This is a genomic window from Floridaenema flaviceps BLCC-F50 (genome assembly GCF_041929275.2).
GTDB lineage: Bacteria > Cyanobacteriota > Cyanobacteriia > Cyanobacteriales > Aerosakkonemataceae > Floridanema > Floridanema flaviceps.
The window spans coordinates 1,874,091-1,894,942 of record NZ_JBHFNR020000002.1; the positions used below are offsets into that span (position 1 = coordinate 1,874,091).

The window sequence follows — 20,852 nt, forward strand, 5'->3', positions numbered from 1 at the left end:
AAAGGATCGATCGTACCAATCTGCGTTAATTGCTTCTTAACTGTTCTACTAAGTGTTGCATCTTTTTGCTACCGTCTACTGCTCGACTGTAATTTGAGTCCATAGTAGCTCCCTCGTACTTCTCCAATTTTCCTTTTTCCCGCAGGGTATGAAGTGGAGTTCCTTCGATTTCAGCCGTTCCCGATTCTTGGAAACTGTCAAATGGCAAAGATGAAATAAAACGCTTAGTATCGAGCATTTCTTCCTTAGTTTCTCCTGGCAATCCGTAGGTGAAAGTTCCGTGTACTGTCATTCCCAAACGTTTTAACTCATGAACAACTTCCGCCGCATAGTTAAGATCCAAATGTTTGTTAACGATTTTGTCTACCACACGCTGATTGCCACTCTCAAAACCTAACTTGACTCCAAAACAGCCACTTTCTTTCATCAATTTCCAGGTTTCCATTTTGATGGTATCAGCACGGCACATTGCCGACCAAGGTACACCAATTCGAGACATTACTTCGCACATATTTACCACATGACTGTTACCCAAATTGAAGGTATCATCATCGAAATAAATGCACTTAAATTGAAAGCGATCGATTAACTCTCGGATATAAGCTTCCATGTAATCGCTTGTGTAGTGGCGAACGGTGCGTGCTTGAGTACCTTCCGGGTCGTTACCTGTCATTGTTGCTGGCCAAACGCAGAAAATACATTTAAAAGGACAGCCGCGACTGCTCCAGATTTGAGCATGAGGAGCAACTTGTCCGATGGGATTTGCATCCCAATAGCGATAGGCGTGTGTTTCGTCAAAATAGGGGAAAGGAGCAGCATTCATTTCTGCTAAGGTCAGCAAGTCGTAGTCAATAATACCTGATTCTCCATTCAAGACACGCACGCTTCCCTTTTCATACTCGCCCCGGATGCAAGCGTGAATTGGATAATTTTGCAGAATTTCTTCTGACTTGGTAGTTGTAATTGGCCCAGTTACTACAATTTTAGTTTCTGGTAGGCGCTTTTTTATTTCCTTAATCAGTCGGCTATCGTGTTCCCAACTGGGTGTAGCAATTTCAATGAATATATACTCGTATCTTTCTGCGATTAAGTGTTCGTAGTAAGTCTTATAAGACTCTCGCAAGGCAATACTATCGCGCAGTCTTACATCTGCTCCAGTTGCTTTTTTGGCGTAAGTTGTAGCGTATCCCATAAAAAATGGGTAAGGCATATATTCGCCAAACACAAATTTATCGGGTTTACAGTTACTCAAATAAGTAAAAGGCCATCTCGAACCCGCACGCACGCCGACACGCCACCAGGAATTTCCTTTAAGTCTACTGCGTAAACTACCTTCTCTTTTTTCCCACCAAGGCGGATTGCTAAATAAAACTTTCATTGCTGACTCCTAGTTTTTTTTTGTAAATTTTGCTTACATTTCCCCAAAATTATCCTTTGACCACATCCAATTAAAAATCGGATGTGTATGACCAGGACGATTATCTAACGCTACACCAAATTTTCCGCTACCTGGTTCGATCGCAAATAGACCAACAGCATAAAACCAGTCATAACACTCCCAAGTTACATAATCAGCTACTCCCATTTGTAAAAGATACCTCCCTGGCTTTAACTGATTTGGATTTACCGAACAACACAGAGTATAATCTTTCCCCGGTTCCAACTCTCTTAATTGGGCCGAATCTGGATGATGGGAGGAAAATAAGGTTTCTCCTTCCGCTGAAAGCACGCTAAATCCTACAAAGCAAGGTCTTACTTTTTCGCAACACTCTATCTGAAATTGAATAGTAAATGGCTCGTAAAACTCAAAATTATTTTTTTGAGTGCCATCGCTCCCCAGTAATTGTACAGACTTAAAGCGAATTTTCCCGGTTCCTCCTCTATCTGTACGTTTAGTCAAATCAAATCTACCTAAATCAGCTTCTTGGAATGTTTCAAAATTAGCTACGTAAGCATCTACACATTCTTGCGCTGTTCCCAAACCTCCCATTTTTCCGCCTTCTAGCCAAATTCCCTTCTGGCAAAGTCGGCGGACTACTGGCATATTATGGCTAACAAACAAAACAGTTCGCCCTGATTTTCCTACATCTTCCATTTTTCCCAAGCATTTTTTTTGGAAGTGGACATCGCCAACTGCTAAAACTTCATCTACTATGAGAATTTCTGGGTCTAAATGAGCAGCTACGGCAAAGGCAAGGCGCACATACATTCCTGAAGAATAATGCTTTACTGCTGTATCTAAAAATTTTTCTACCTCAGCAAATGCGACTATTTCATCAAACTTATTTTTAATTTCTACCTTACTCATTCCCAGAATTGCACCGTTGAGATAAATATTTTCTCTGCCTGTAAGTTCTGGATGAAATCCGGTTCCTACTTCCAATAAACTTGCCACTCTTCCTTTAATAGCGATAATTCCTTTTGTCGGTTCGGTAATTCGACTTAATATTTTCAACAGAGTTGATTTTCCTGCTCCATTACGACCGATTATCCCTACCCGATCGCCCTGCTTAATTTCAAAATTAATATCTTTGAGTGCCCAAAATTCTTCGCGTCTCGGTTTTTCGCTCTCTTTTCCCAGTGGTTTCTTAAACTTCCGACCTAGAGATTTTACATTCTCTGCCAATACATCTCGAAAATTATGGCTCGATCTATGATTTCCGATAATATATTTTTTACTCAGATTTTCCACCCGAATTACACTATCAGACACGCGCTTGTTTCCCGTCTAAATTACATCAGCAAAAGTGCGTTCCGTTTTACGGAAATACCATATCCCACTAACAAATATTATAGTAACTAATCCAAGAGAAAGAGTAAATCCCGGCAAGTAAAGTTTGGTACTTCCTCCTAAGATAGCCCAGCGAAAACCGTCGATTACACTTACCATTGGATTTAAAGAATAAAGCAAGCGCCATTTTTGGGGAACTATACTACTACTAAAACCCACTGGGGATATATATAAGCCAAACTGGACGATAAAGGGGACAATATAGCGGAAATCACGGTATTTTACGTTTAAGGCTGCTAACCATAATCCTCCTCCCATTGCGGCAGCAAATGCGATCGCAATAAACAGCGGTAACGTCAGAATTCGCCAACTAGGTACAAAATTATACCAAATCATCAGTGCTAGCAAGATCATGCCAGCAATCATAAAATCGACAAAACTGACAATTACGGCAGAAGCAGGGACAATTAATCGCGGAAAATAAACTTTAGAAATTAAGTTAGCATTACTAATTAAGCTGTTGCTGCATCCCGAAAGGGAATTAGCGAAAAATTGCCAAGGTAACATTGCCGCAAAAACTAATATTGGATAGGGCACTCCTTGGGAAGGTAGTTTGGCTAATTGTCCAAATACTATTGTAAATACAACCATTGTTAAGAAAGGTTGAATTAATGCCCAAGCAATACCGATCGCAGTCTGCTTATACCTGACTAAAATATCTCGCCATGCTAGGAAATAAAATAATTCCCGGTAGTTCCATAAGTCTTTCCAATATTGTTTTTCGGTGCGACCAGCTTCTATGATTAATTCTGTTTTATCTTGAGTGGGCATAAATGTCTTGCGTCACAGGTAACATTTTTTCTGGGTTGAGAGGGGATATGTCGGGAAGTTGGAAAAGGCGATCGGTCTGTTATCCCTTTTGTTACTACCCCATCATAGTTGTCAGTTCCAGGCACCAATCATTAAGCTCTGTATACTTTTGCTCCTTGATTAACTCACTGGGTTTACGTATCCCTCATTAAGATAGCATCTTTGTGATTTAGGCTATGAGTAAAAAACCGGGTTTGACTTAGCATATCAAGCTTTGCTAGAAGGATCTACAGGGCGATCGCAAAAAATGCCCAGATAAAATAAAAGATATTAAAACCAGCCAACCCAACAAATTAAACGGCTATGCTACAACAACTCCCCGCCGAAACTACAAAAGAAATAATTTACCCAGACAGCGACGGTCAACCAATGTCAGACAACACCAAACAATTTCGCTGGATTGTTGTAATTAAAGAAAATCTGGAAATTTTGTTCGCCAACAATGATGATGTCTTCGTCGCCGGAGATCTGCTTTGGTATCCGGTTGAAGGAAATAATAAAATTCGGCAAGCACCTGATGCAATGGTTGTGTTTGGTAGACCAAAAGGTGACAGAGGTTCCTACAAACAATGGACAGAAAACAATATTCCTCCCCAAGTTGTTTTTGAAATCGTTTCCCCTGGAAATCGCGCCGGAAAAATGGCAGATAAATTGTTATTTTATCAACGTTATGGAGTTGAAGAATACTATATTTATGACCCCGATGATATTGAATTAGTCGGATTACAACGTTCAGGTGATTGGTTAGAAAAAATTGAGCAGATGAATGGGTGGGTAAGTCCTCTTTTAGGTATTCGTTTTGAACTAAAAGAAAATACTCTCTTAATTTATCGCCCCGATGGACAAAAGTTTCTTACTCCTGTGGAATTGGATCAATTGCGAGAAGCGGAAAGGCAAAGAGCGGAACAGGAACGTGAACGGGCGGAACAAGAAAGGCAAAGGGCGGAACAGGAAAGAGAAAGGGCGGAACAGGAAAGAGAAAGGGCGGAACAGGAAAGAGAAAGGGCAGAAAATGCGATCGCCCAACTAGAACAACAACAACAAATTTACCAAGCTTTAATCGAAAAACTACGCCAACAAGGAATTGACCCAGAACAACTTTAAGCGATAACCAAATTCTAAATTAAACAGCTATGGTACAACAACTCCCCGCCGAAACTACAAAAGAAATAATTTACCCAGACAGCGACGGACAACCAATGTCAGACAACACCAAACAATTTCGCTGGATCGTTGTAATTAAAGAAAATCTCGAAATTTTGTTTGCCAATAATGATGATGTATTTGTTGCCGGAGATCTGCTTTGGTATCCCGTTGAAGGCAATAATAAAATTCGGCAAGCGCCCGATGCAATGGTTGTGTTTGGTAGACCAAAAGGTGACAGAGGTTCCTACAAACAATGGACAGAAAACAACATTCCTCCCCAAGTCGTTTTTGAAATCCTTTCTCCTGGAAATCGCACGGGTAAAATGTTGCAAAAAGCGATATTTTATCAACGCTATGGAGTGGAAGAATATTACATTTACGATCCAGATGATATAGAATTAACAGGCTTTCTCCGTTCTGAAGATTTGTTAGAACCAATTGAACAAATTAACGGTTGGGTAAGTCCTCTTTTAGGGATTCGATTTGAATTAAAAGAAGATACTCTGTTAATTTATCGCCCCGATGGGCAAAAGTTTCTTACTCCTGTGGAATTGGATCAATTGCGAGAACAAGAAAGGCAAAGGGCGGAACAGGAACGCCAACGTGCGGAAGATGCGATCGCACAACTCGAACAAGAAAGAAAGTTACGGGAACAAGAACAACAACGTTACCAAGCTTTAATCGAAAAACTTCGCCAACAAGGAATTAACCCAGAACAGTTGTAGCGGTTTGCAGTTCTATGAAGTACAATCCTGAAACGAAACTCTAGAAACCAGGTTTCTTGAAGAAACTGGGTTTCTGAAAAGCGCCGTATAATCAAAGCTGAAAAATTTTTACTTTCCCCTTCTACAAACAACCATGTCAACCTCAACAGATTCTCCATCACTCGACGATTTAACAGAAATTAGCTATCTCGATGAAAATGGCAAATTACCTGCAAGTTTATCGGGAAAAATTGGCGTTTATGCAATTTTTGACGAAGCAAAAATCCTCCAATTTGTTGGTTATTCTCGCGATGTTTATCTCAGCTTAAAACAGCATCTAGTTCGTCAACCACAAAGTTGTTATTGGTTAAAAGTCCAAACAATTGAAAAGCCTAATCGGACAATTCTAGAAAATACTATGAATGCTTGGATTGCGGAAAATGGCACAATTCCTGTTGGTAATGATGCTGACAAAACAAAATGGACTGAAGCTATTGATGTTAAATCATTAATGACAGATGAAGAAAAAGCGAATTATGAAAAAGCGGCAGGTGAAGAATTAGCACAATCTAAAGTGTTAAAAAATGTGGCTCGGAGAGTAGAATCAGAAATTTTAGAAACGCTAAAAACTCGTAATTGTCAAGAAGAAATTCGCTTTAATCCTAAACTTAAAGAAAACGGTTTACTAGATTTGAAATAGGGACTGGGGATTGGGGATTGGGGATTGGGAAAAACTCTGATAAATCACATTAAATAGGAATTTCAATTACAAATTCTGCGCCCTCGCCTGGTGCGGAAATACAGCTTAACTTACCTTGATGTTTTTCCACTACGATCGAATAGCTAATTGATAATCCCAAACCTGTTCCACTTCCCACAGGTTTTGTCGTAAAAAAGGGATCGAATATTTTGTTTAATACTGACTTGTCCATTCCCATACCATTATCAGCAATTCTAACTACTAGTTGCTGAGAATCATTAATCGAAGTTTGAATTGTAATAGTAGGTTTTTTGTTTAATAGAGAGCCATTTTCTTCACATTCTCGCAAAGAGTCTATGCCATTACTCAGAATATTCATAAACACCTGATTGAGTGCTGATGCGTAACACTTGACTAAAGGTAATTTACCATATTTTTTAATTACTTGAATTTCTTGCTGTTGACCATTAGCTTTTAGTCGATGCTGCAAAATCAAGAGCGTGCTATCAATTCCTGAATGAATATCTACAGGTTTAATTTCTGCTTCATCTAAGCGGGAGAAGTTCCGCAAAGAATTGACTATTTGGCGGATGCGATCGCTCCCCATCTCCATTGAAGCTAACAGTTTTCGCAAATCATAAACAATAAATCTTAGGTCTATATCGTCTATTTTGGCTTGAATTTCTGCTAGGGGTTGAGGATAAAATTTTTGGTATAACTCAATCAACTCAATTAAAGCTGTAATATATTCATTAGCATAAGTAACATTGGCGTAAATAAAGTTAACTGGATTATTAATTTCATGAGCTATTCCTGCAACTAACTGCCCCAAACCAGACATTTTTTCCGTTTGAATCAGTTTAGATTGAGTTGAATAAAGTTCTTGCAGAGTTGCTTCTAATTGGCTTGCTTTTTCTCTTAATTCTTGGGTGCGGTTTTCGACTTTTTGCTCCAGTGTAAAGGAATATTCCTCTAATTTGCGATAAAGGTTAGCCTTTTCCAGGGAGATAGCTGCTTGGGAAGTCAGGATGTTGATTATTTGCAGGCGACGGCGTGTAAATACTCCATAAGTTAAGCTATTTTCTAAATAGAGAACCCCAATTAATTTTCCTTGATTAATGATGGGATTACACAATAAACTCTTGGGTTGTTGCTTTTGAATATACGCATCAGAAGCTAAAGAAGCTTTAGTCATTGCATCATCAATTACTAAAGTTTCCTTAGTACGAGATACATAGTTAATCAGAGAAATAGGAATATCTGGGCTTGACTCTACGGGGATTGATTGCAGCAAACTTGCTTGGATTGATTTTTTATTGGCGGCTAAAACAGCCGTTGCTTCTATAACTAAATGTTCGTCTTTCAGTAAAATTAAAGCACATTTATCTGCACCAGCATTTTCCATAACAATTTGCACTAAATTTGCCAGCAATTGCTCTAGTTTAATTTCACTGGAAAGGGTTTGATATGCTTTAAGAATAGTAGCGAAATCCAGGGGATCGGATATATTATCACTGCCGTTAGATAGAGTTATTTGGACAGTTTTTATGAAAGAATTTGATGATTGTTCGGTATTTAAATCCAGGGTGTCTTTCAGGGATATTTTATTTCGTTGTCTCTGTAATATGGGTGCAAGAAGATGGGGATAGCATTTCTCTAGATGATCTGTTTTAACTTTGGCACCCCAACAAGAATAGCAATAATAAGCTTCTTGGATATAGCCTGTCGCAAATTTCTCTTTACCCCAATCAAGATAAAATTTAGCTGCTAGTTCATTAGCTAAAGCTTCTTCTTGGATGTAGCCGTTTTCTTTAGCTCCTGAAATGGCGCGATCGTACATTTCTAGAGCTTCTAATTTCTGCCCTAAAACGCGATATCTTTCCGCTTCGACTAACTGCCATTTATGCAAATAATTCATCGGAGCGTGGGTTGCCCAAAGTTGTAATTTAGTTTGATTTTCTTGAACTCTTTGCTGTTGGATTTCTAACTCAGTATTCGACTGAGAAATACTAGCAAGACTAATCAAAGAGTCGTAGAAATAAAAGCCTACTTCGTAAACCATTCCCGCAACTCCTGCTATATGAGGTTTGAGTCGATTAATATCAGCCAAAGCTCGATCGACATCTCCTAACAGAAATCTCAACATCGCTCTGTGCATATAAAACATTACTAATCGAGTCAAATCATTAAAGGAAAGTAACTGCGAAAATAGCTTCTCTTCATCCTCAACATTTTCTAACGAAATCTCTATTTTGTCTGGATTACCTAATAGAAATACCGTTGCTTCCCAAACAATTAAACAATAGTCTGCTGTTTTCAGCTGATTGAGTTCTAACAATTGTTGACGATAGGTGTGGACTTTAGGTTCTAGTTCCGCCAAAAGTTGACCGCACCAGTAAGCATTGAAACTAAATTCAATCCCGTTATATCCGACATATTCTAATTTGCCAGCTTCTAATCCGAGTTGATAACCAGCTTCAAGAATCGTCAAAGTCTCTCGCAAATGATACTGGCGATGGTGTAAAAAACCACCAATTACCATAAAAGTTTCCGGGCGAATATTTTGCGGATCTGCTTCACAAACTATTCGATTAGCTAAATGACTAAATCGATTTGCTGTCGTCACATCATCGAGAAAATTGTTAAGCAGAATGCCATAAGTTGCATAGCTATAAGGTGAAATTGGGCTGTTACCATACTGGATCGATAACTTTACTTGTAAGGCAATTAGTAGCAGCAACAAAAGTGAACCAGCTTGATGACAAACTGGCATGATACTTGCAGCAATCTGCATCGTGGCAAGCTTTTCGGCATCCTCCATTGCTTGCAGATCAAATAACTCTTCAATTGGTCGATCGCCAATCAATTTTTTAATTTCTTGCACCGCCTGCAAAATATCTTTGGAAGTGGGTTGAGCAGTCAAGTCATATCCTAATTCTTTGAGAATTGATAGACCAATATTCATTGCTTCTAAAAGCTTATTTTGTGATGACAATGCTTGAATTTTTACGGTGTAAACGCCTACTTGTTCTAGGGGAGTTTTGGCGCGATCGATTACTGCATCAATCCACTTATTCATTAACTCAAATTCGCCGGAAAGTGCCGCTACTTCTGCGCCGAGTTCGTGCAATTTCAAGGTCATTTCATACTGTCTTTCCCAAGCTTCACTACCTAGCAAATTTAGCCCGATTTCCGCATATTCACGAGCAGCTTGATAGGCGGTAGCAGTTCTAGCTTTGCGACAAACTAAAAAGTTAATTTCTGCTAGTTCATCACGTTTTGTTTGGTCTGTAATTAGCTGTGTTCCATAATTCAATTGATTGACTATGGCAAAACTTTGCTCTTCGATCGCACTTGCAGAAATTTCTTCAAGCAGCAATTTGCCAATCTCATAATGAACCTTTCTTCTATCTTGTTCAGGAATCATAGAATAGGCAGCTTGCTGAACGCGATCGTGCAAAAATCGATAAGTAACCGCAGTAGTTTGGGTTGTTTCTGAATCCCCTAAATTAGCAGTAAAAAACTTGTAGGTTTCATTCAGAGGAACAATTAATCCTTCTTGTAATGCTCTCCATAAAACCTGTGCTGTTTCTACTTCTGATTGACGGGAAACGATCGCCAAAGTATGCAAATTAAATGTAGCTCCAATACAAGCTGCTTTTTTCAATACTTCTTGAGTTTCTAATGGCAATCTCTGCAATTGTTGCGCCATGAACTCAACCACATCATCGGTTAAACTTTGCTTTTGAATTTCTGTAATATCACATTGCCAATAGCCAAAATCAGCGTTGAATTGGATAAATTTGTCTTCATACAATGCCTTGAGAAATTGAGTAGTAAAAAATGGATTTCCTTTGGTTTTTTGATATACTAATTCAGTGAAGCGTTGGGCTATTGTGCGATCGCAACTCAATGTATCTGCCACTAACTGATTAATATCTCCCTGACTCAAAGGCTTTAGTGTTATTGTATTCACCATAGCTCCAGTTTTTATCAGTTCATTTAGTGTCAGCATAAATGGATGAACAGGTGACACTTCGTTATCCCGATAAGCACCGATAATTAACAAATAACCACCATCATTCATTAGCAATTGTAATAGTTTAAGTGATGCTGAATCCGACCACTGTAAATCATCCAAAAATATTACTAATGGATGCTCAACGCTAGTAAATACTTGCACGAACTTTTGGAACAACAAATTAAAGCGATTTTGAGCAGCACTTCCTGATAGTTCAATTACTGCTGGTTGCTTGCCAATTAAACATTCTAATTCGGGAATTACTTCAATAATAACTTGTCCATTCTCTCCCAATGCTTGCAATATTTTCTCTTTCCATTTTTGCAGTTGAGTATCGCTTTCACTCAGTAATTGTGCCATTAAATCTCGAAAAGCTTGGACAAAAGCACTAAAGGGAATATTGCGATTAAATTGGTCAAATTTACCTTTAATAAAATAACCTCGTTGTCGGACGATCGGTTTATGAACTTCATTGACAACTACGGTTTTGCCAATCCCAGAAAATCCCGCTACCAGCATCAATTCTGTTTTGCCTGTAGCAACTCTTTCAAAAGCATTTAATAAAGTTTCTACCTCAGTTTGCCGACCATATAGTTTTTCCGGGATGATAAAACGGTCTGACAAATCGCCTTTTCCAATAGTAAAATTACTAATTTCCCCTGTAGATTCAAGTTGCTGCAAACAAATTTCCAAATCATGCTTAATTCCTAAAGCAGTCTGATATCGATCTTCCGCATTTTTCGCCATCAGTTTCAGCACAATATCTGACAATACAGTGGGAATTTGCGGATTTAACTCTTGCAAATTCGGAGGTTTTTGGGCAATATGACAATGAACTAATTCTATTGCTTCCTCAGCTTGAAAAGGTAATTGTCCAGTTAGCAATTGAAAGAAAGTAACGCCCAAAGAATAGAAATCGCTGCGGTAATCTATCCCTCGATTCATGCGTCCAGTTTGTTCGGGCGAAATGTAAGCTAACGTACCTTCAAGAACGTTGGGATTTTGAATTTCTTGGCTTTCTTTGGGTAATAAAGAAGCGATCGAAAAGTCTATGATTTGGACTTGTAAGTTATTGGGATTTATTAAAATATTAGCTGGTTTAATATCTTTATGAATTACTCTTTCTCTGTGTAAGTGATGCAATGTATCGGTAAGTTGAATGGCGATCGACAAAAATTGGTCTAAGCTAAGAGGCGCTGTTTCAATAAATTGAGCGAGGGAGATAAAACCGTTGTCTTCCATCACTAAAGCATAGCCATTTTTATAAGGTTCCAAACTGTAAGGTTTAATAATATTGGCGATGTGTAAATTACGAGTGATAGTATATTGGTTGTAAAACTGAACTAATTCGCTAAAACTTGGATATTCTTTTTGTAAAACTTTGATAATCACCCTTTGAGAATTAATTTTGCGGATAGCTCGATAGACAAATGTTCTAGATCCAGCATAAATTTGTTCAGTAATTTGATATCCTGCGATTTCGGGTGGAGTATTTAACACGATTGTTTGTTGTCCTGAAAGAACCAGTTATTGTGTGAACCACAGCACCACAAATATTATATACTGGTCAAAATCCGGCTTCCTAGTGTTGGGCACTGAGCATAGAGATTTCTTGTTTAAATCTCTTGCAAAAGTCGGTATTCACCAATATCATCTGTGTTCATTTGTGTACCTTACCGGAAGACTGCGCCTACATCTGTGAATATCTATGATACAAAAACAAGATTTGGGACTTTTGCTAGAACTCTTTTCTCTTTAAGTTTGCGGCGCGAGGACACCCAGAAAGGAGGATGCGGAGATTAATCTGTAACAATTGATATTAAACTATTAATAGCAGCAGAAGGAAAAGACCTAAGTGAACAATTAGTATAATCTTATATCTGCGGTTTTAAATCCAAAGTTAGAGTTCCCAGAGAAATAAAATTGCTAAAAATAAATCAATTAAAGTTAGCAAAGTACTATTATGCAAACATTTTTGAACAATCGTTATCAAATTATTCGATCGCTCGCCGCTGGTGGATTTGGTCATACTTTTTTAGCAGAAGATACTCATTTACCTTCTCGCCGTCGCTGCGTAATCAAGCAACTTAAACCGATCGCACAAAACGCCCAAGTTTATCAGTTAATCAAACAGCGTTTTCAGCGAGAAGCAACTATTTTAGAAAAACTGGGCGAATCTCACGCTCAAATTCCGCAGTTATACGCTTACTTTGAAGAAAATCAAGAGTTTTATTTAGTGCAAGAATTCATTGACGGAGAAACTTTAAGCGAAAAAATAGAAAAACAAGGAAAATTAAGCGATCGCACTGTCCAAAAAATCCTCATCGATCTTCTACCAGTCCTCGATTTTATTCATAGTCAAGGCATTATTCATCGAGATATTAAACCGGACAATATAATTTTGCGTCAACGGGATAACAAACCCGTATTAATTGATTTTGGCGCACTCAAAGAAACTATGACGACGACAGTAAATTCTCAAGGCAATCCGACTAATTCAATGGTAATTGGAACGCCAGGATTTATGTCTGTCGAACAAGCCGCTGGTAAACCAATTTACTCTAGCGATTTGTATAGTTTAGGGTTAACCGCTATCTATTTGCTCACGGGAAAAATGCCCCAAGAATTACCGATTGACCCTAAAACAGATGAGTTGATTTGGCATCAATATGCAGCAAATATTAACCCCAACTTAGCAGCAGTTTTGGATCGATCGACCAAATCCCTTCCTGGCGATCGCTATTCTACCGCCCGTCAAATGCTCGATGCCCTACAAACTTCCCCCACCCCCGTCAATCCCAACAATCTCTCCCAACAGGCAACCGTAGCCGTTTCCCCCGGAAGAGGATCTAGACAAACTGTTGCTGTACCCAGCACCGCTTCTGGTTGGGGAATCGGGGTGAAAGTGGCGATCGCAGCAGGTATACTCGCAGCATCTATTCTCGGCATTGTGCTGGCGAAATCTCGCACTCCAGCGCCAGAACAAGCAATCAAACCGGAATCCGCACCAGCGCCGACTCGTACCCCAGAACCGGAACCACCAGAAGTGTTCGCGCCTTCCCCCGCACCAGTACCCACTCGTAACCCACAACCGCCAGTAGTATTCACGCCTTCCCCCACACCAGCGCCGACTCGTACCGTCGAACCGCCAGTAGTATTTACGCCTTCCCCTTCCCCCTCACCAACCTTTTCACCCGAAACCGTACCAACTCCAGAAGCTACTGAAACGCCTTCCCCAACACCAACCCCAACCGAACCAGCACCAACCAGTACTCCCACGCAGGTACAGCAGGAGATTCCCGCATTTCCCGTTGGTACGCCGATTAGTGCTGTTAAACAAGCTTTGGGCCCAGAAACATTCGATAAAAGAGGACAATGGAATACTCGCGCCGTCAGTTATACTGATTTTTTACCAGGTCAAGTCAGCTTGGGTTATTTATACGATCCCCAAAGTCGGGTGATTCGCGAAACTGAAATCGCCTTTAACCAATCGGTAGACCTTCAACTAATTCAAAAAACAACAGACGATTTACTCTTAGGTAGCGGTGGGGAAGAAGTCAACCGAAAACTCGAAAGAGTCTATCAACGACAGTCGAGAAGACAAAGTTTTACAAGTGGTTCTTTAAAAGGCGAAATTACAAGGGATGAGAAAGATCAAATTTACATTGCGATTTGGGATGCCGACTTGAAATGAGCAGGGGAACTCTCGGATCGCAGGGGCAAGGTAAAACTCAGATCTTGCACCAGTGCCAAAATCCGCCTGGGACTCAAGTCCCAGGCTCATAGCGAAAGTCCTCTAAACAGGACTAAATACTTTCAATTCTCTTTCAGTCCACTTTAGTGGAGTTGAGCTATTAGCCTGCGAATTGATTCGCAGGTGGGCTAAAACGACAGGTGCAAGATCTCAGTAAAACTTAATTCTCCTTGTCCCCTTATCCCCTTGTCCCCCAATCTCCAGTCCCTCACCTAAAACCAATAGCCATAAAAAAAAGAGTCCCAATGGGACTCAGATGATAGAAAGCTGAAAATTACAAAGATTACTTGATACTAACCTTACCGCCAGCTTCTTCTATTTGCTTCTTGGTGTCTTCAGCTACTTCTTTCTTGACATTTTCTTGAATAGGTTTAGGAGCAGCTTCTACTAAATCTTTAGCTTCCTTCAGACCCAAGCCAGTAATACCACGAACTACCTTCAGAACTGCAATCTTCTTATCAGCAGGAACTTCTTCCAAAGTTACAGTAAATTCGGTTTGTTCTTCTACTGGTTCAGCAGCAGCAGCGGCACCAGCACCAGGAGCAGCCATCATCATCATGCCACCAGCAGGAGCAGCAGCACTAACACCAAAAGCTTCTTCAATTTGCTTAACTAATTCAGCAGCTTCTAACAGTGTTAAGCCTTTTAGTTTTTCCAAAATTTCATCGGTTGTAGCAGACATTGTAAACTCCTAAAAATTAACTAAATTTGGTCATTGGTTGTTAGTCATTTGTTATTAGTCATTTGTCATTGGGTTAGATGAATAACTCAAAACTAATGACGAATTACGAATAACTAAGCTGCTTCGGTGGAAGCACCATTGCTTTCTTTGTCTTTGTCGGCGTAAGCTTGTAAACCACGCGCAACAGAAGCAGGAACTTCGTTGATTCCGATCGCAATTTTTGCGGTCACGGCATTTAAAGCACCAGCAATTTGTGCCATGAGTTGTTCCTTGGATGGCAAATCTGCGATCGCTTTGACATCAGCTTCACTCAAAGCTTTACCATCGAGTACACCACCGCGAAGTGCTGTCTTCTTGGTCGCCTTTTGGAAGTCCTGGTAAGCTTTGATTGCGCCACCAAAGTCATCTTTAACCAGCAGGAACGCTGAGGAACCCTTCAGGAACTCCTCCATCGGTTGCCACTTGGTATCACCATCAACGGCAATCCCCATCAAGGTGTTTTTTGTCACCTTGCAACTAGCACCTTTTGGGCGCAAGCGCCGCCGCAAATCAGTAATTTCCGCAACGGATAGCCCTTGGTAGTCGATGACAAGTGCCAATTGGGATTCACTCAAGCTTTCCTTGAGTTCGGTGATAATCGCATCTTTGCTTTCTCTTGTTCTACCCATTATCCTTTCACCTCCTTTTCCGGTTTAAACTGAGTTCTTGCACCACGAGGCGGAGCCTCTGTTTCTCGTTCTTGCACCACGAGGCGGAGCCTCTGTTTCTCGTTCCCTGGTTGAACCTGGGAACGAGGTCTTGGAGGTTCTACCTCCACTGCTCGAAGATCTCAATTAAATATCCTCACCAACTTAAAGACCCCAGCTACTCAGCCGGGGTCACGCTTAGCATATTTTTCTGCAATTTGCCACTCGATCTGTAGCAAACAGAAAAGCTAGAAGGCGTTCACCTCGGCAGGAAATTAAGCCACAAAGCACCTGCTGTCATTGGCTATACCTATTCAGTTTTTTTGGTCTTATGTCATTTGTTATTTGTCATTTGTCTTTAAGTAATGAGTAATCTAAAACTTACCAATCACCCCTGACCAATGACCAACGACCAATTAAGCTGCTTCAGTCATTTTTAAATCCCGTAGGGCATTAATATCCACTAGGATCGAAGGCCCCATTGTAGAAGATACGTATACAGTCCGCCAATAACGACCTTTAGCACCTGAAGGACGGTTCCGATCGATCGTCTCTTGTAACGCCTTCAAATTCACCAGCAAATCTTCTGCTGAGAACGTTGCTTTTCCAAATAGGATATGAACAATCCCAGTTCGATCGGCACGAAATTCTAGTTTACCAGCTTTGAACTCTGCGATCGCAGCTGCTAAATCAAAAGTTACTGTACCACCTTTTGGCGACGGCATCAAACCACGCGGGCCTAGCAACTTACCTAGTCTTGCCACCTGCGGCATCACATCTGGGGTAGCGATCAGCTTATCAAAATCCATTCTACCTTTTTGGATTTCGTCGATCAACTCTTCCGAACCCACTACATCCGCACCTGCATTACTCGCTTCCGTTACCTTTTCCCCACGAGCAATTACAGCTACCCGCACTGTTTGACCAGTTCCTTTGGGCAGTACCACAGTTGTCCGTAGTTGTTGGTCAGCATACTTTGGGTCAATACCCAAGCGAATATGAGCTTCTGCTGACTCTGGAAACTTTGCCGTTGCTGTCTCTTTTAACAGAGTCAGCGCTTCCAACGGCTGATAAGGTCTTTCTTCAACTTTTTTCCGCAGTTCTTGAAGTCTGCGCGATACTTTTTTCACCTGCTTATCTCCTGGGGTAACTCACGAAGTCTTCCTTCTCCCCCGATATAGTTAACAAAAAATTTGCCACTTGGCTAATCGGAATTTAAGAGCCAATCCTAATCTGTAACCGTAATACCCATATTCCGGGCTGTGCCTTCCACGATATTCATTGCCGCATCAATGTCATTCGCATTCAAGTCAGGCAATTTAGTTTGGGCAATTTCCCGCAGTTGCGCTCTGGTAATGGAGCCAACTTTCTTCCGATTAGGTTGATCTGAACCTTTAGCTACTCCTGCTGCTTTAGTAATTAAAACCGAAGCAGGAGGAGTTTTCAGCACAAAAGTAAAACTGCGATCTTCATAAACCGAAATTTCTACCGGGATCACCATCCCAGCTTGATCGGCAGTTCTGGCGTTATACTCTTTGCAAAACGCCATAATATTCACCCCATGCTGACCCAGTGCTGGGCCGACAGGAGGGGCTGGATTGGCCTTGCCTGCATTCAAGGCCAACTTGATCATTGCTACAACTTTTTTCGCCATCTATTTCGTTAGCTTTGTTTTTGAACCTGATTAAATTCCAATTCCACAGGCGTATCCCGCCCGAAGATTGATAGTAACGCCTTTAGCTTGCTACGCTCAGGGCTGACTTCAATCACTTCACCTTCAAAGTCTTTGAATGGCCCTGAAAGGACGATGATTCTGTCTCCCACAGCCATATCGATTTTGACGACAGGCTCTTGCTCGCGTGCTTGCTTGAAGATTCTTTCGACTTCACCATGACTAAGTGGTAATGGTTTGACGTGACCTCTACCCCTTCCATAGCGGCGTTTTTGTTCTGCCCCGACAAAGTTAATCACATTTGGTGTGTTTTTGACAACCTGCCAGCTTTCATCATCCATGATCATTTGCACTAGCACGTAGCCGGGGAAAACTTTTTCTTCGCTGTGCTGTCTGCTGCCATCTTTGCGAATTTTGACAGCAGGTGTCTGAGGAATTTCTATTTGAAAAATTCGATCAGCCACATCCAATGTTTCGATGCGCTGTTCCAGGTTGGTTTTGACGCGCTTTTCACAGCCAGAAGCTACCTGCACAGCATACCACCGAAGTCCTTTATGAAAGTCTTCTTCGGATAATCCTGCGTCCGCTGCTGCTTCTTGGAGTTCGCGATCGTCTGGTTCGTCTGTCATAACACTCATCCAAAAACCCTTGCCGATCCCCAAGCAAAAAAGCTGTCTACTAGATAAATCAAAAGTGCCGAGAGAATCACCATTAAAATGACCGCAGCGGATTCGCTGATCAACTGCTGTCTACTAGGCCAAACTACCTTATCTAGTTCTTCTTTGGTTCCTTGTAAAAACTTGACGGCGCTAAACCCAGCTTGTTTTTCTTCAGTCGTTTCTGCTTCACCTTTTTTCGCCACGTTCCTTCATTCCCCCGTTTTTCTTTTGATTTACAGACTTCTTAAAACCTTGCCAAAACTCCTAAAATCATCATTTCTGAGTTTTATGGCTTCTGTTTAAGAGTGCTATTCCTCACTGACCACTCAAACTACCATTTTATATTGTGTTTGCCTGAATCACCATAGCTCTGTATTTTCCCGAATCGGGGAGAAATTAGGCACATTTTCGGGAATTTTCCGCTAATCCAGGCTGACTTATCCGGGCTACTCACAATAAAAAACCCAGACGCTTCTATAAAATCTGGGTTAACTACGCGCCCTGGAGGACTCGAACCCCCGACATCAGGTTTTGGAGACCTGCGTTCTACCAACTGAACTAAGAGCGCTTACTTGTGAGTCTGCCCTGGCTGTTTTTCCATTGCATTATCTTAGTCTAGCGCAAAATGAGTTGGTTTGCTATAAATTTTTCGCAAATTACCTCCTCAACTTTTGGAGTGTAGTTAAAGGCGATCGCCAAAAAAATCTCCCCATCTCCTCATCCCCCCATCTCCCCATTTCCCGATCTCTTAAGTGGTGGGTCGATCGAAACGCTGTTTCAGGCGAGTAGCTTTACCAACGCGATCGCGCAGATAATACAATTTAGCCCGACGCACGTCACCACGACGGATAATCTTAATGCTGGAAATCCGGGGAGAATGGAGTAAAAACACCCGTTCTACACCTACGTTTTGGAAAACTCGGCGCACTGTAATGGTTTCGTTAATCCCACCATTACGCTTGGCAATCACCACCCCTTCATAAGGCTGTGTCCGTTCTTTGCCGCCTTCTTGAATCACTACGCCAACTTTGACTGTATCGCCGACATAGATTTGCGGCAGATCCTTTTTCAAATATGACTCTTCAATCGATCGGATAACTTCTTGCGCGTGCATAGCTTTTCAAATAAACACACAATTTATTATCCTACCTCGATTTCTAATTTTTGGTCAATTGGCAATAAGGAAATTTCCACAAAACATTGTAGAGACGTTGTATACAACGTCTCTACAATGTTTCTGTAATTTCTGCGGCCCTTAGAAACTAAAGGTAGTCCGAATTGTTCCTACCCAAGTGGTGTCATTGCGATCGTTATGTTCTGGGTTGAGGATCACAAACGCACCGGGAGTAACTGAAATATTGTTGCTCAGTCTAATGCGATAGAAAGCTTCCAAATGGTAGGAAGTATCCTTATCTTCCCGATTTGGCACATTAGCCAAATTTCTGAAAGAGCCATCTAAATCATTTTCGGTAACTTTAGGTGGCACACCAGCCAATAATCCTAAGTAGTTGCCCTTAGCACCGAAATCTGGGAAACCCAGACTCACCGAGTAGTTGATCACATCAGCATTGGCTCCCCGGAAATTTCCAGTTTTAGCCTCAGCCATAGTGTAGCCGACCCAGCCGGAAAGCTGAAAGCCCTTAGCAATTCTCCAGTTTAGTTGCCCGCCAAAAGAATTAGACTCTGTGGCAACATTACCAAAAGGTCTTTGAGCAAAACCACTTCCTGTGCTACCCGTAAGGTTTACTCTGTTTCCAGGTGCGTAGTAGCGGACGTAAGTCAAGCCTATATTAAAGTTGCCTTTGGGGAATAGAACTAACTGTGCCAATGCACCGAATTCCCCATCATACAACCCATTTTTGTCAGAGGGGTTGCTAGCTCTGGGAACCAAGTAAGCGACATCTAGACCTAATGCGCCAAAGTCTAAGTTAAGTACTGCCCCAGCACTAGTGGTAGTGTTTACGATCTGGTATATCGGGTTGAATCGTCCAAACCGGGAAATCGATCCTGTAGCACTGTTGTCAAAACCGGGGTGAATAGTGTTAACCACATCGTTAAACTCACCACTGTTAGCAATTAACCAAACCCTGGCATTCTTACCAATGGGGAAGCGATAGTACAAGTCATCTAGCTCGATGCTATTATTAGTGTTACCGTCATAACTTAGACGAGTCATGCTGGTTCCGGTAACATTTCCATCGAACTGAGTCATGTTACGAGCTTGCAAACGTACTCTTAATAAATCTTTGCCAGAGAAGCTTGCATCAAAGTTGAGGCGTGCCCGGTAGCCTAAAATGGGGTTATCTTCTAAACCGCGAAAAGTCTGTGGTTGACGAGAGGGAACTGCTCTATCATCACCAAAAACGCTAGCCAGACCGAAGATTACTTCACCTCTGAGTTTGGTTGTGGTAGAAAACTGATTAGCTTCTACTTCTGTGACTCTGGCTTCTAAAGCATCTACACGACCGCGCAGGGTAGCTAGTTCAGCGGCGAACTCTTCTTGTAAACGGCGCAAACGGTCTAAGTCTTCTCTACTTACGCCTTGAGGCAATGAAGCAATTAATTCTTGAATCCGATCTAAACAGCTATTTAAACCTGCGGCGAACTCGTAACGAGTCATGGCGCGGTTGCCTCGGTAGGTGCGATCGGGATAACCTTCAATACAACCGTATCTCTCCACTAAGGATTGTAATGCTTGGAATGCCCAATCTGTTGGTTGTACGTCCCGCAGTTGGGAAACAGAAGTTACTTGATCTAAACCTTCTGTTCCCTGAGTTCCTTGACTGCTTTGGACAGGGGAAACAGGTTCTTGGCTGTATTGGTCGATTTGCTGTAGCGTATTGTTACCTGCTGGCTCATTTTGGAGCTCTGTGTTCTGTGCTACTTGCTCCTGGTTTGGCGAGTCGGAGCTTACATCAGATAATGGTAAGGCAGCTAGTTCAGTATTTAATAGATTTGTAGCGGTTCCCACAGGCGTGTCAGTCACAGCCCTATTGTCTTTAAACAGCGGCTTGGCTGTATTTTCTGCTGCTACTGCTCCATTAGCTGCAATAATTACGGCACTTAATACGGCAGGACTCAGTTTAAGAGTGTGCCAAAGGGTTCTTGACATTTTTGCTATCCTCACACCTAGTTTTTGCTTTTCGGAGAGTCGCCATATTTTTTGACTTCAACCGATCGCCAACTGTTCCACTTCGATTTTTATACTTAATTTTAGCTACACATTA

Annotated in this window: 17 protein-coding genes, 1 tRNA gene and 1 other annotated feature; of the genes, 4 read left to right on the forward strand and 14 right to left on the reverse strand. The window is 41.3% G+C overall.

Annotated features, from left to right (window positions below; translation table 11 throughout):
- Positions 1-25: 25 nt before the first annotated feature.
- The 3 genes from ACE1CI_RS28610 to ACE1CI_RS28620 are packed head-to-tail and all read right to left on the reverse strand — an operon-like array spanning position 26 to position 3,562.
- The gene (locus ACE1CI_RS28610) at positions 26-1,378 is read right to left on the reverse strand and encodes a B12-binding domain-containing radical SAM protein (RefSeq protein ID WP_413265673.1); all 1,353 of its coding nucleotides are present in this window, start codon (positions 1,376-1,378) and stop codon (positions 26-28) included.
- Between the two features lie 33 nt (positions 1,379-1,411).
- A complete protein-coding gene (locus ACE1CI_RS28615) occupies positions 1,412-2,713 on the reverse strand; it encodes an ABC transporter ATP-binding protein (RefSeq protein ID WP_413265674.1) in 1,302 nt (433 codons plus the stop codon).
- Between the two features lie 15 nt (positions 2,714-2,728).
- Positions 2,729-3,562, reverse strand: coding sequence for an ABC transporter permease (locus tag ACE1CI_RS28620; RefSeq protein ID WP_413265675.1), 834 nt, complete (start codon positions 3,560-3,562; stop codon positions 2,729-2,731).
- Between the two features lie 342 nt (positions 3,563-3,904).
- Between ACE1CI_RS28620 and ACE1CI_RS28625 the strand changes: the two genes are divergently transcribed.
- The 3 genes from ACE1CI_RS28625 to ACE1CI_RS28635 all read left to right on the forward strand — a co-directional run bounded on the left by ACE1CI_RS28625 (position 3,905) and on the right by ACE1CI_RS28635 (position 6,151).
- A complete protein-coding gene (locus ACE1CI_RS28625; protein ID WP_496615881.1) occupies positions 3,905-4,705 on the forward strand; it encodes a Uma2 family endonuclease in 801 nt (266 codons plus the stop codon).
- 29 nt (positions 4,706-4,734) lie between these two features.
- On the forward strand, positions 4,735-5,472 hold the full coding sequence (locus ACE1CI_RS28630; protein WP_413265677.1) for a Uma2 family endonuclease: 738 nt from the start codon (positions 4,735-4,737) through the stop codon (positions 5,470-5,472).
- A 133-nt stretch (positions 5,473-5,605) separates the two neighbouring features.
- Positions 5,606-6,151, forward strand: a complete 546-nt coding sequence (locus ACE1CI_RS28635) for a GIY-YIG nuclease family protein (RefSeq protein ID WP_413265678.1) — start codon at positions 5,606-5,608, stop codon at positions 6,149-6,151.
- A 49-nt stretch (positions 6,152-6,200) separates the two neighbouring features.
- Here the strand turns inward: ACE1CI_RS28635 and ACE1CI_RS28640 are convergent, their stop codons facing one another.
- The gene (locus ACE1CI_RS28640; protein ID WP_413265679.1) at positions 6,201-11,672 is read right to left on the reverse strand and encodes a trifunctional serine/threonine-protein kinase/ATP-binding protein/sensor histidine kinase; all 5,472 of its coding nucleotides are present in this window, start codon (positions 11,670-11,672) and stop codon (positions 6,201-6,203) included.
- 463 nt (positions 11,673-12,135) lie between these two features.
- Between ACE1CI_RS28640 and ACE1CI_RS28645 the strand changes: the two genes are divergently transcribed.
- Complete coding sequence (locus tag ACE1CI_RS28645) at positions 12,136-13,866, forward strand: protein kinase domain-containing protein (RefSeq protein ID WP_413265680.1); 1,731 nt, start codon at positions 12,136-12,138, stop codon at positions 13,864-13,866.
- A gap of 343 nt (positions 13,867-14,209) precedes the next feature.
- Here ACE1CI_RS28645 and rplL read toward each other — a convergent pair whose 3' ends face one another.
- The 10 genes from rplL to ACE1CI_RS28695 all read right to left on the reverse strand — a co-directional run bounded on the left by rplL (position 14,210) and on the right by ACE1CI_RS28695 (position 20,737).
- Positions 14,210-14,608, reverse strand: coding sequence for a 50S ribosomal protein L7/L12 (gene rplL / locus ACE1CI_RS28650; protein ID WP_413265681.1), 399 nt, complete (start codon positions 14,606-14,608; stop codon positions 14,210-14,212).
- A gap of 113 nt (positions 14,609-14,721) precedes the next feature.
- Positions 14,722-15,276 carry a 50S ribosomal protein L10 gene (gene rplJ / locus ACE1CI_RS28655; RefSeq protein WP_413265682.1) on the reverse strand — a complete coding sequence of 185 codons (555 nt, stop codon included), beginning with the start codon at positions 15,274-15,276 and terminating at the stop codon, positions 14,722-14,724.
- Positions 15,276-15,425, reverse strand: a complete 150-nt coding sequence (locus tag ACE1CI_RS28660; protein ID WP_413265683.1) for a hypothetical protein — start codon at positions 15,423-15,425, stop codon at positions 15,276-15,278. Before ACE1CI_RS28660 ends, rplJ begins: the two co-directional genes overlap by 1 nt.
- Positions 15,426-15,451: 26 nt before the next feature.
- Positions 15,452-15,616, reverse strand: a sequence feature (ribosomal protein L10 leader region).
- A 94-nt stretch (positions 15,617-15,710) separates the two neighbouring features.
- Complete coding sequence (rplA, locus tag ACE1CI_RS28665; RefSeq protein WP_413265684.1) at positions 15,711-16,424, reverse strand: 50S ribosomal protein L1; 714 nt, start codon at positions 16,422-16,424, stop codon at positions 15,711-15,713.
- 98 nt (positions 16,425-16,522) lie between these two features.
- Positions 16,523-16,948, reverse strand: a complete 426-nt coding sequence (rplK, locus tag ACE1CI_RS28670) for a 50S ribosomal protein L11 (RefSeq protein WP_073591503.1) — start codon at positions 16,946-16,948, stop codon at positions 16,523-16,525.
- Positions 16,949-16,956: 8 nt separating this feature from the next.
- Positions 16,957-17,604, reverse strand: a complete 648-nt coding sequence (nusG, locus tag ACE1CI_RS28675; protein WP_459564094.1) for a transcription termination/antitermination protein NusG — start codon at positions 17,602-17,604, stop codon at positions 16,957-16,959.
- Positions 17,601-17,828 (reverse strand): preprotein translocase subunit SecE, encoded by a 228-nt coding sequence (secE, locus tag ACE1CI_RS28680; protein ID WP_413265686.1) that lies wholly within the window; start codon positions 17,826-17,828, stop codon positions 17,601-17,603. The genes nusG and secE overlap by 4 nt, the downstream gene beginning before the upstream one ends.
- 292 nt (positions 17,829-18,120) lie before the next feature.
- Positions 18,121-18,193 (reverse strand) — tRNA-Trp (locus ACE1CI_RS28685).
- A 180-nt stretch (positions 18,194-18,373) separates the two neighbouring features.
- A complete protein-coding gene (gene rplS / locus ACE1CI_RS28690) occupies positions 18,374-18,739 on the reverse strand; it encodes a 50S ribosomal protein L19 (RefSeq protein ID WP_413265687.1) in 366 nt (121 codons plus the stop codon).
- 141 nt (positions 18,740-18,880) lie between these two features.
- A complete protein-coding gene (locus ACE1CI_RS28695; protein WP_496615882.1) occupies positions 18,881-20,737 on the reverse strand; it encodes an iron uptake porin in 1,857 nt (618 codons plus the stop codon).
- Between the last annotated feature and the right edge of the window lie 115 nt (positions 20,738-20,852).

Coding starts and splice junctions, on each gene's coding strand:
- ACE1CI_RS28610 (WP_413265673.1), bottom strand. CDS start 1,378: ATGAAAGTTTTATTTAGCAATCCGCCTTGGTGGGAAAAAAGAGAAGGT.
- ACE1CI_RS28620 (WP_413265675.1), bottom strand. CDS start 3,562: ATGCCCACTCAAGATAAAACAGAATTAATCATAGAAGCTGGTCGCACC.
- ACE1CI_RS28625 (WP_496615881.1), top strand. CDS start 3,905: ATGCTACAACAACTCCCCGCCGAAACTACAAAAGAAATAATTTACCCA.
- ACE1CI_RS28630 (WP_413265677.1), top strand. CDS start 4,735: ATGGTACAACAACTCCCCGCCGAAACTACAAAAGAAATAATTTACCCA.
- ACE1CI_RS28635 (WP_413265678.1), top strand. CDS start 5,606: ATGTCAACCTCAACAGATTCTCCATCACTCGACGATTTAACAGAAATT.
- ACE1CI_RS28645 (WP_413265680.1), top strand. CDS start 12,136: ATGCAAACATTTTTGAACAATCGTTATCAAATTATTCGATCGCTCGCC.
- rplL (WP_413265681.1), bottom strand. CDS start 14,608: ATGTCTGCTACAACCGATGAAATTTTGGAAAAACTAAAAGGCTTAACA.
- rplJ (WP_413265682.1), bottom strand. CDS start 15,276: ATGGGTAGAACAAGAGAAAGCAAAGATGCGATTATCACCGAACTCAAG.
- rplK (WP_073591503.1), bottom strand. CDS start 16,948: ATGGCGAAAAAAGTTGTAGCAATGATCAAGTTGGCCTTGAATGCAGGC.
- nusG (WP_459564094.1), bottom strand. CDS start 17,604: ATGAGTGTTATGACAGACGAACCAGACGATCGCGAACTCCAAGAAGCA.
- rplS (WP_413265687.1), bottom strand. CDS start 18,739: ATGCACGCGCAAGAAGTTATCCGATCGATTGAAGAGTCATATTTGAAA.
- ACE1CI_RS28695 (WP_496615882.1), bottom strand. CDS start 20,737: ATGTCAAGAACCCTTTGGCACACTCTTAAACTGAGTCCTGCCGTATTA.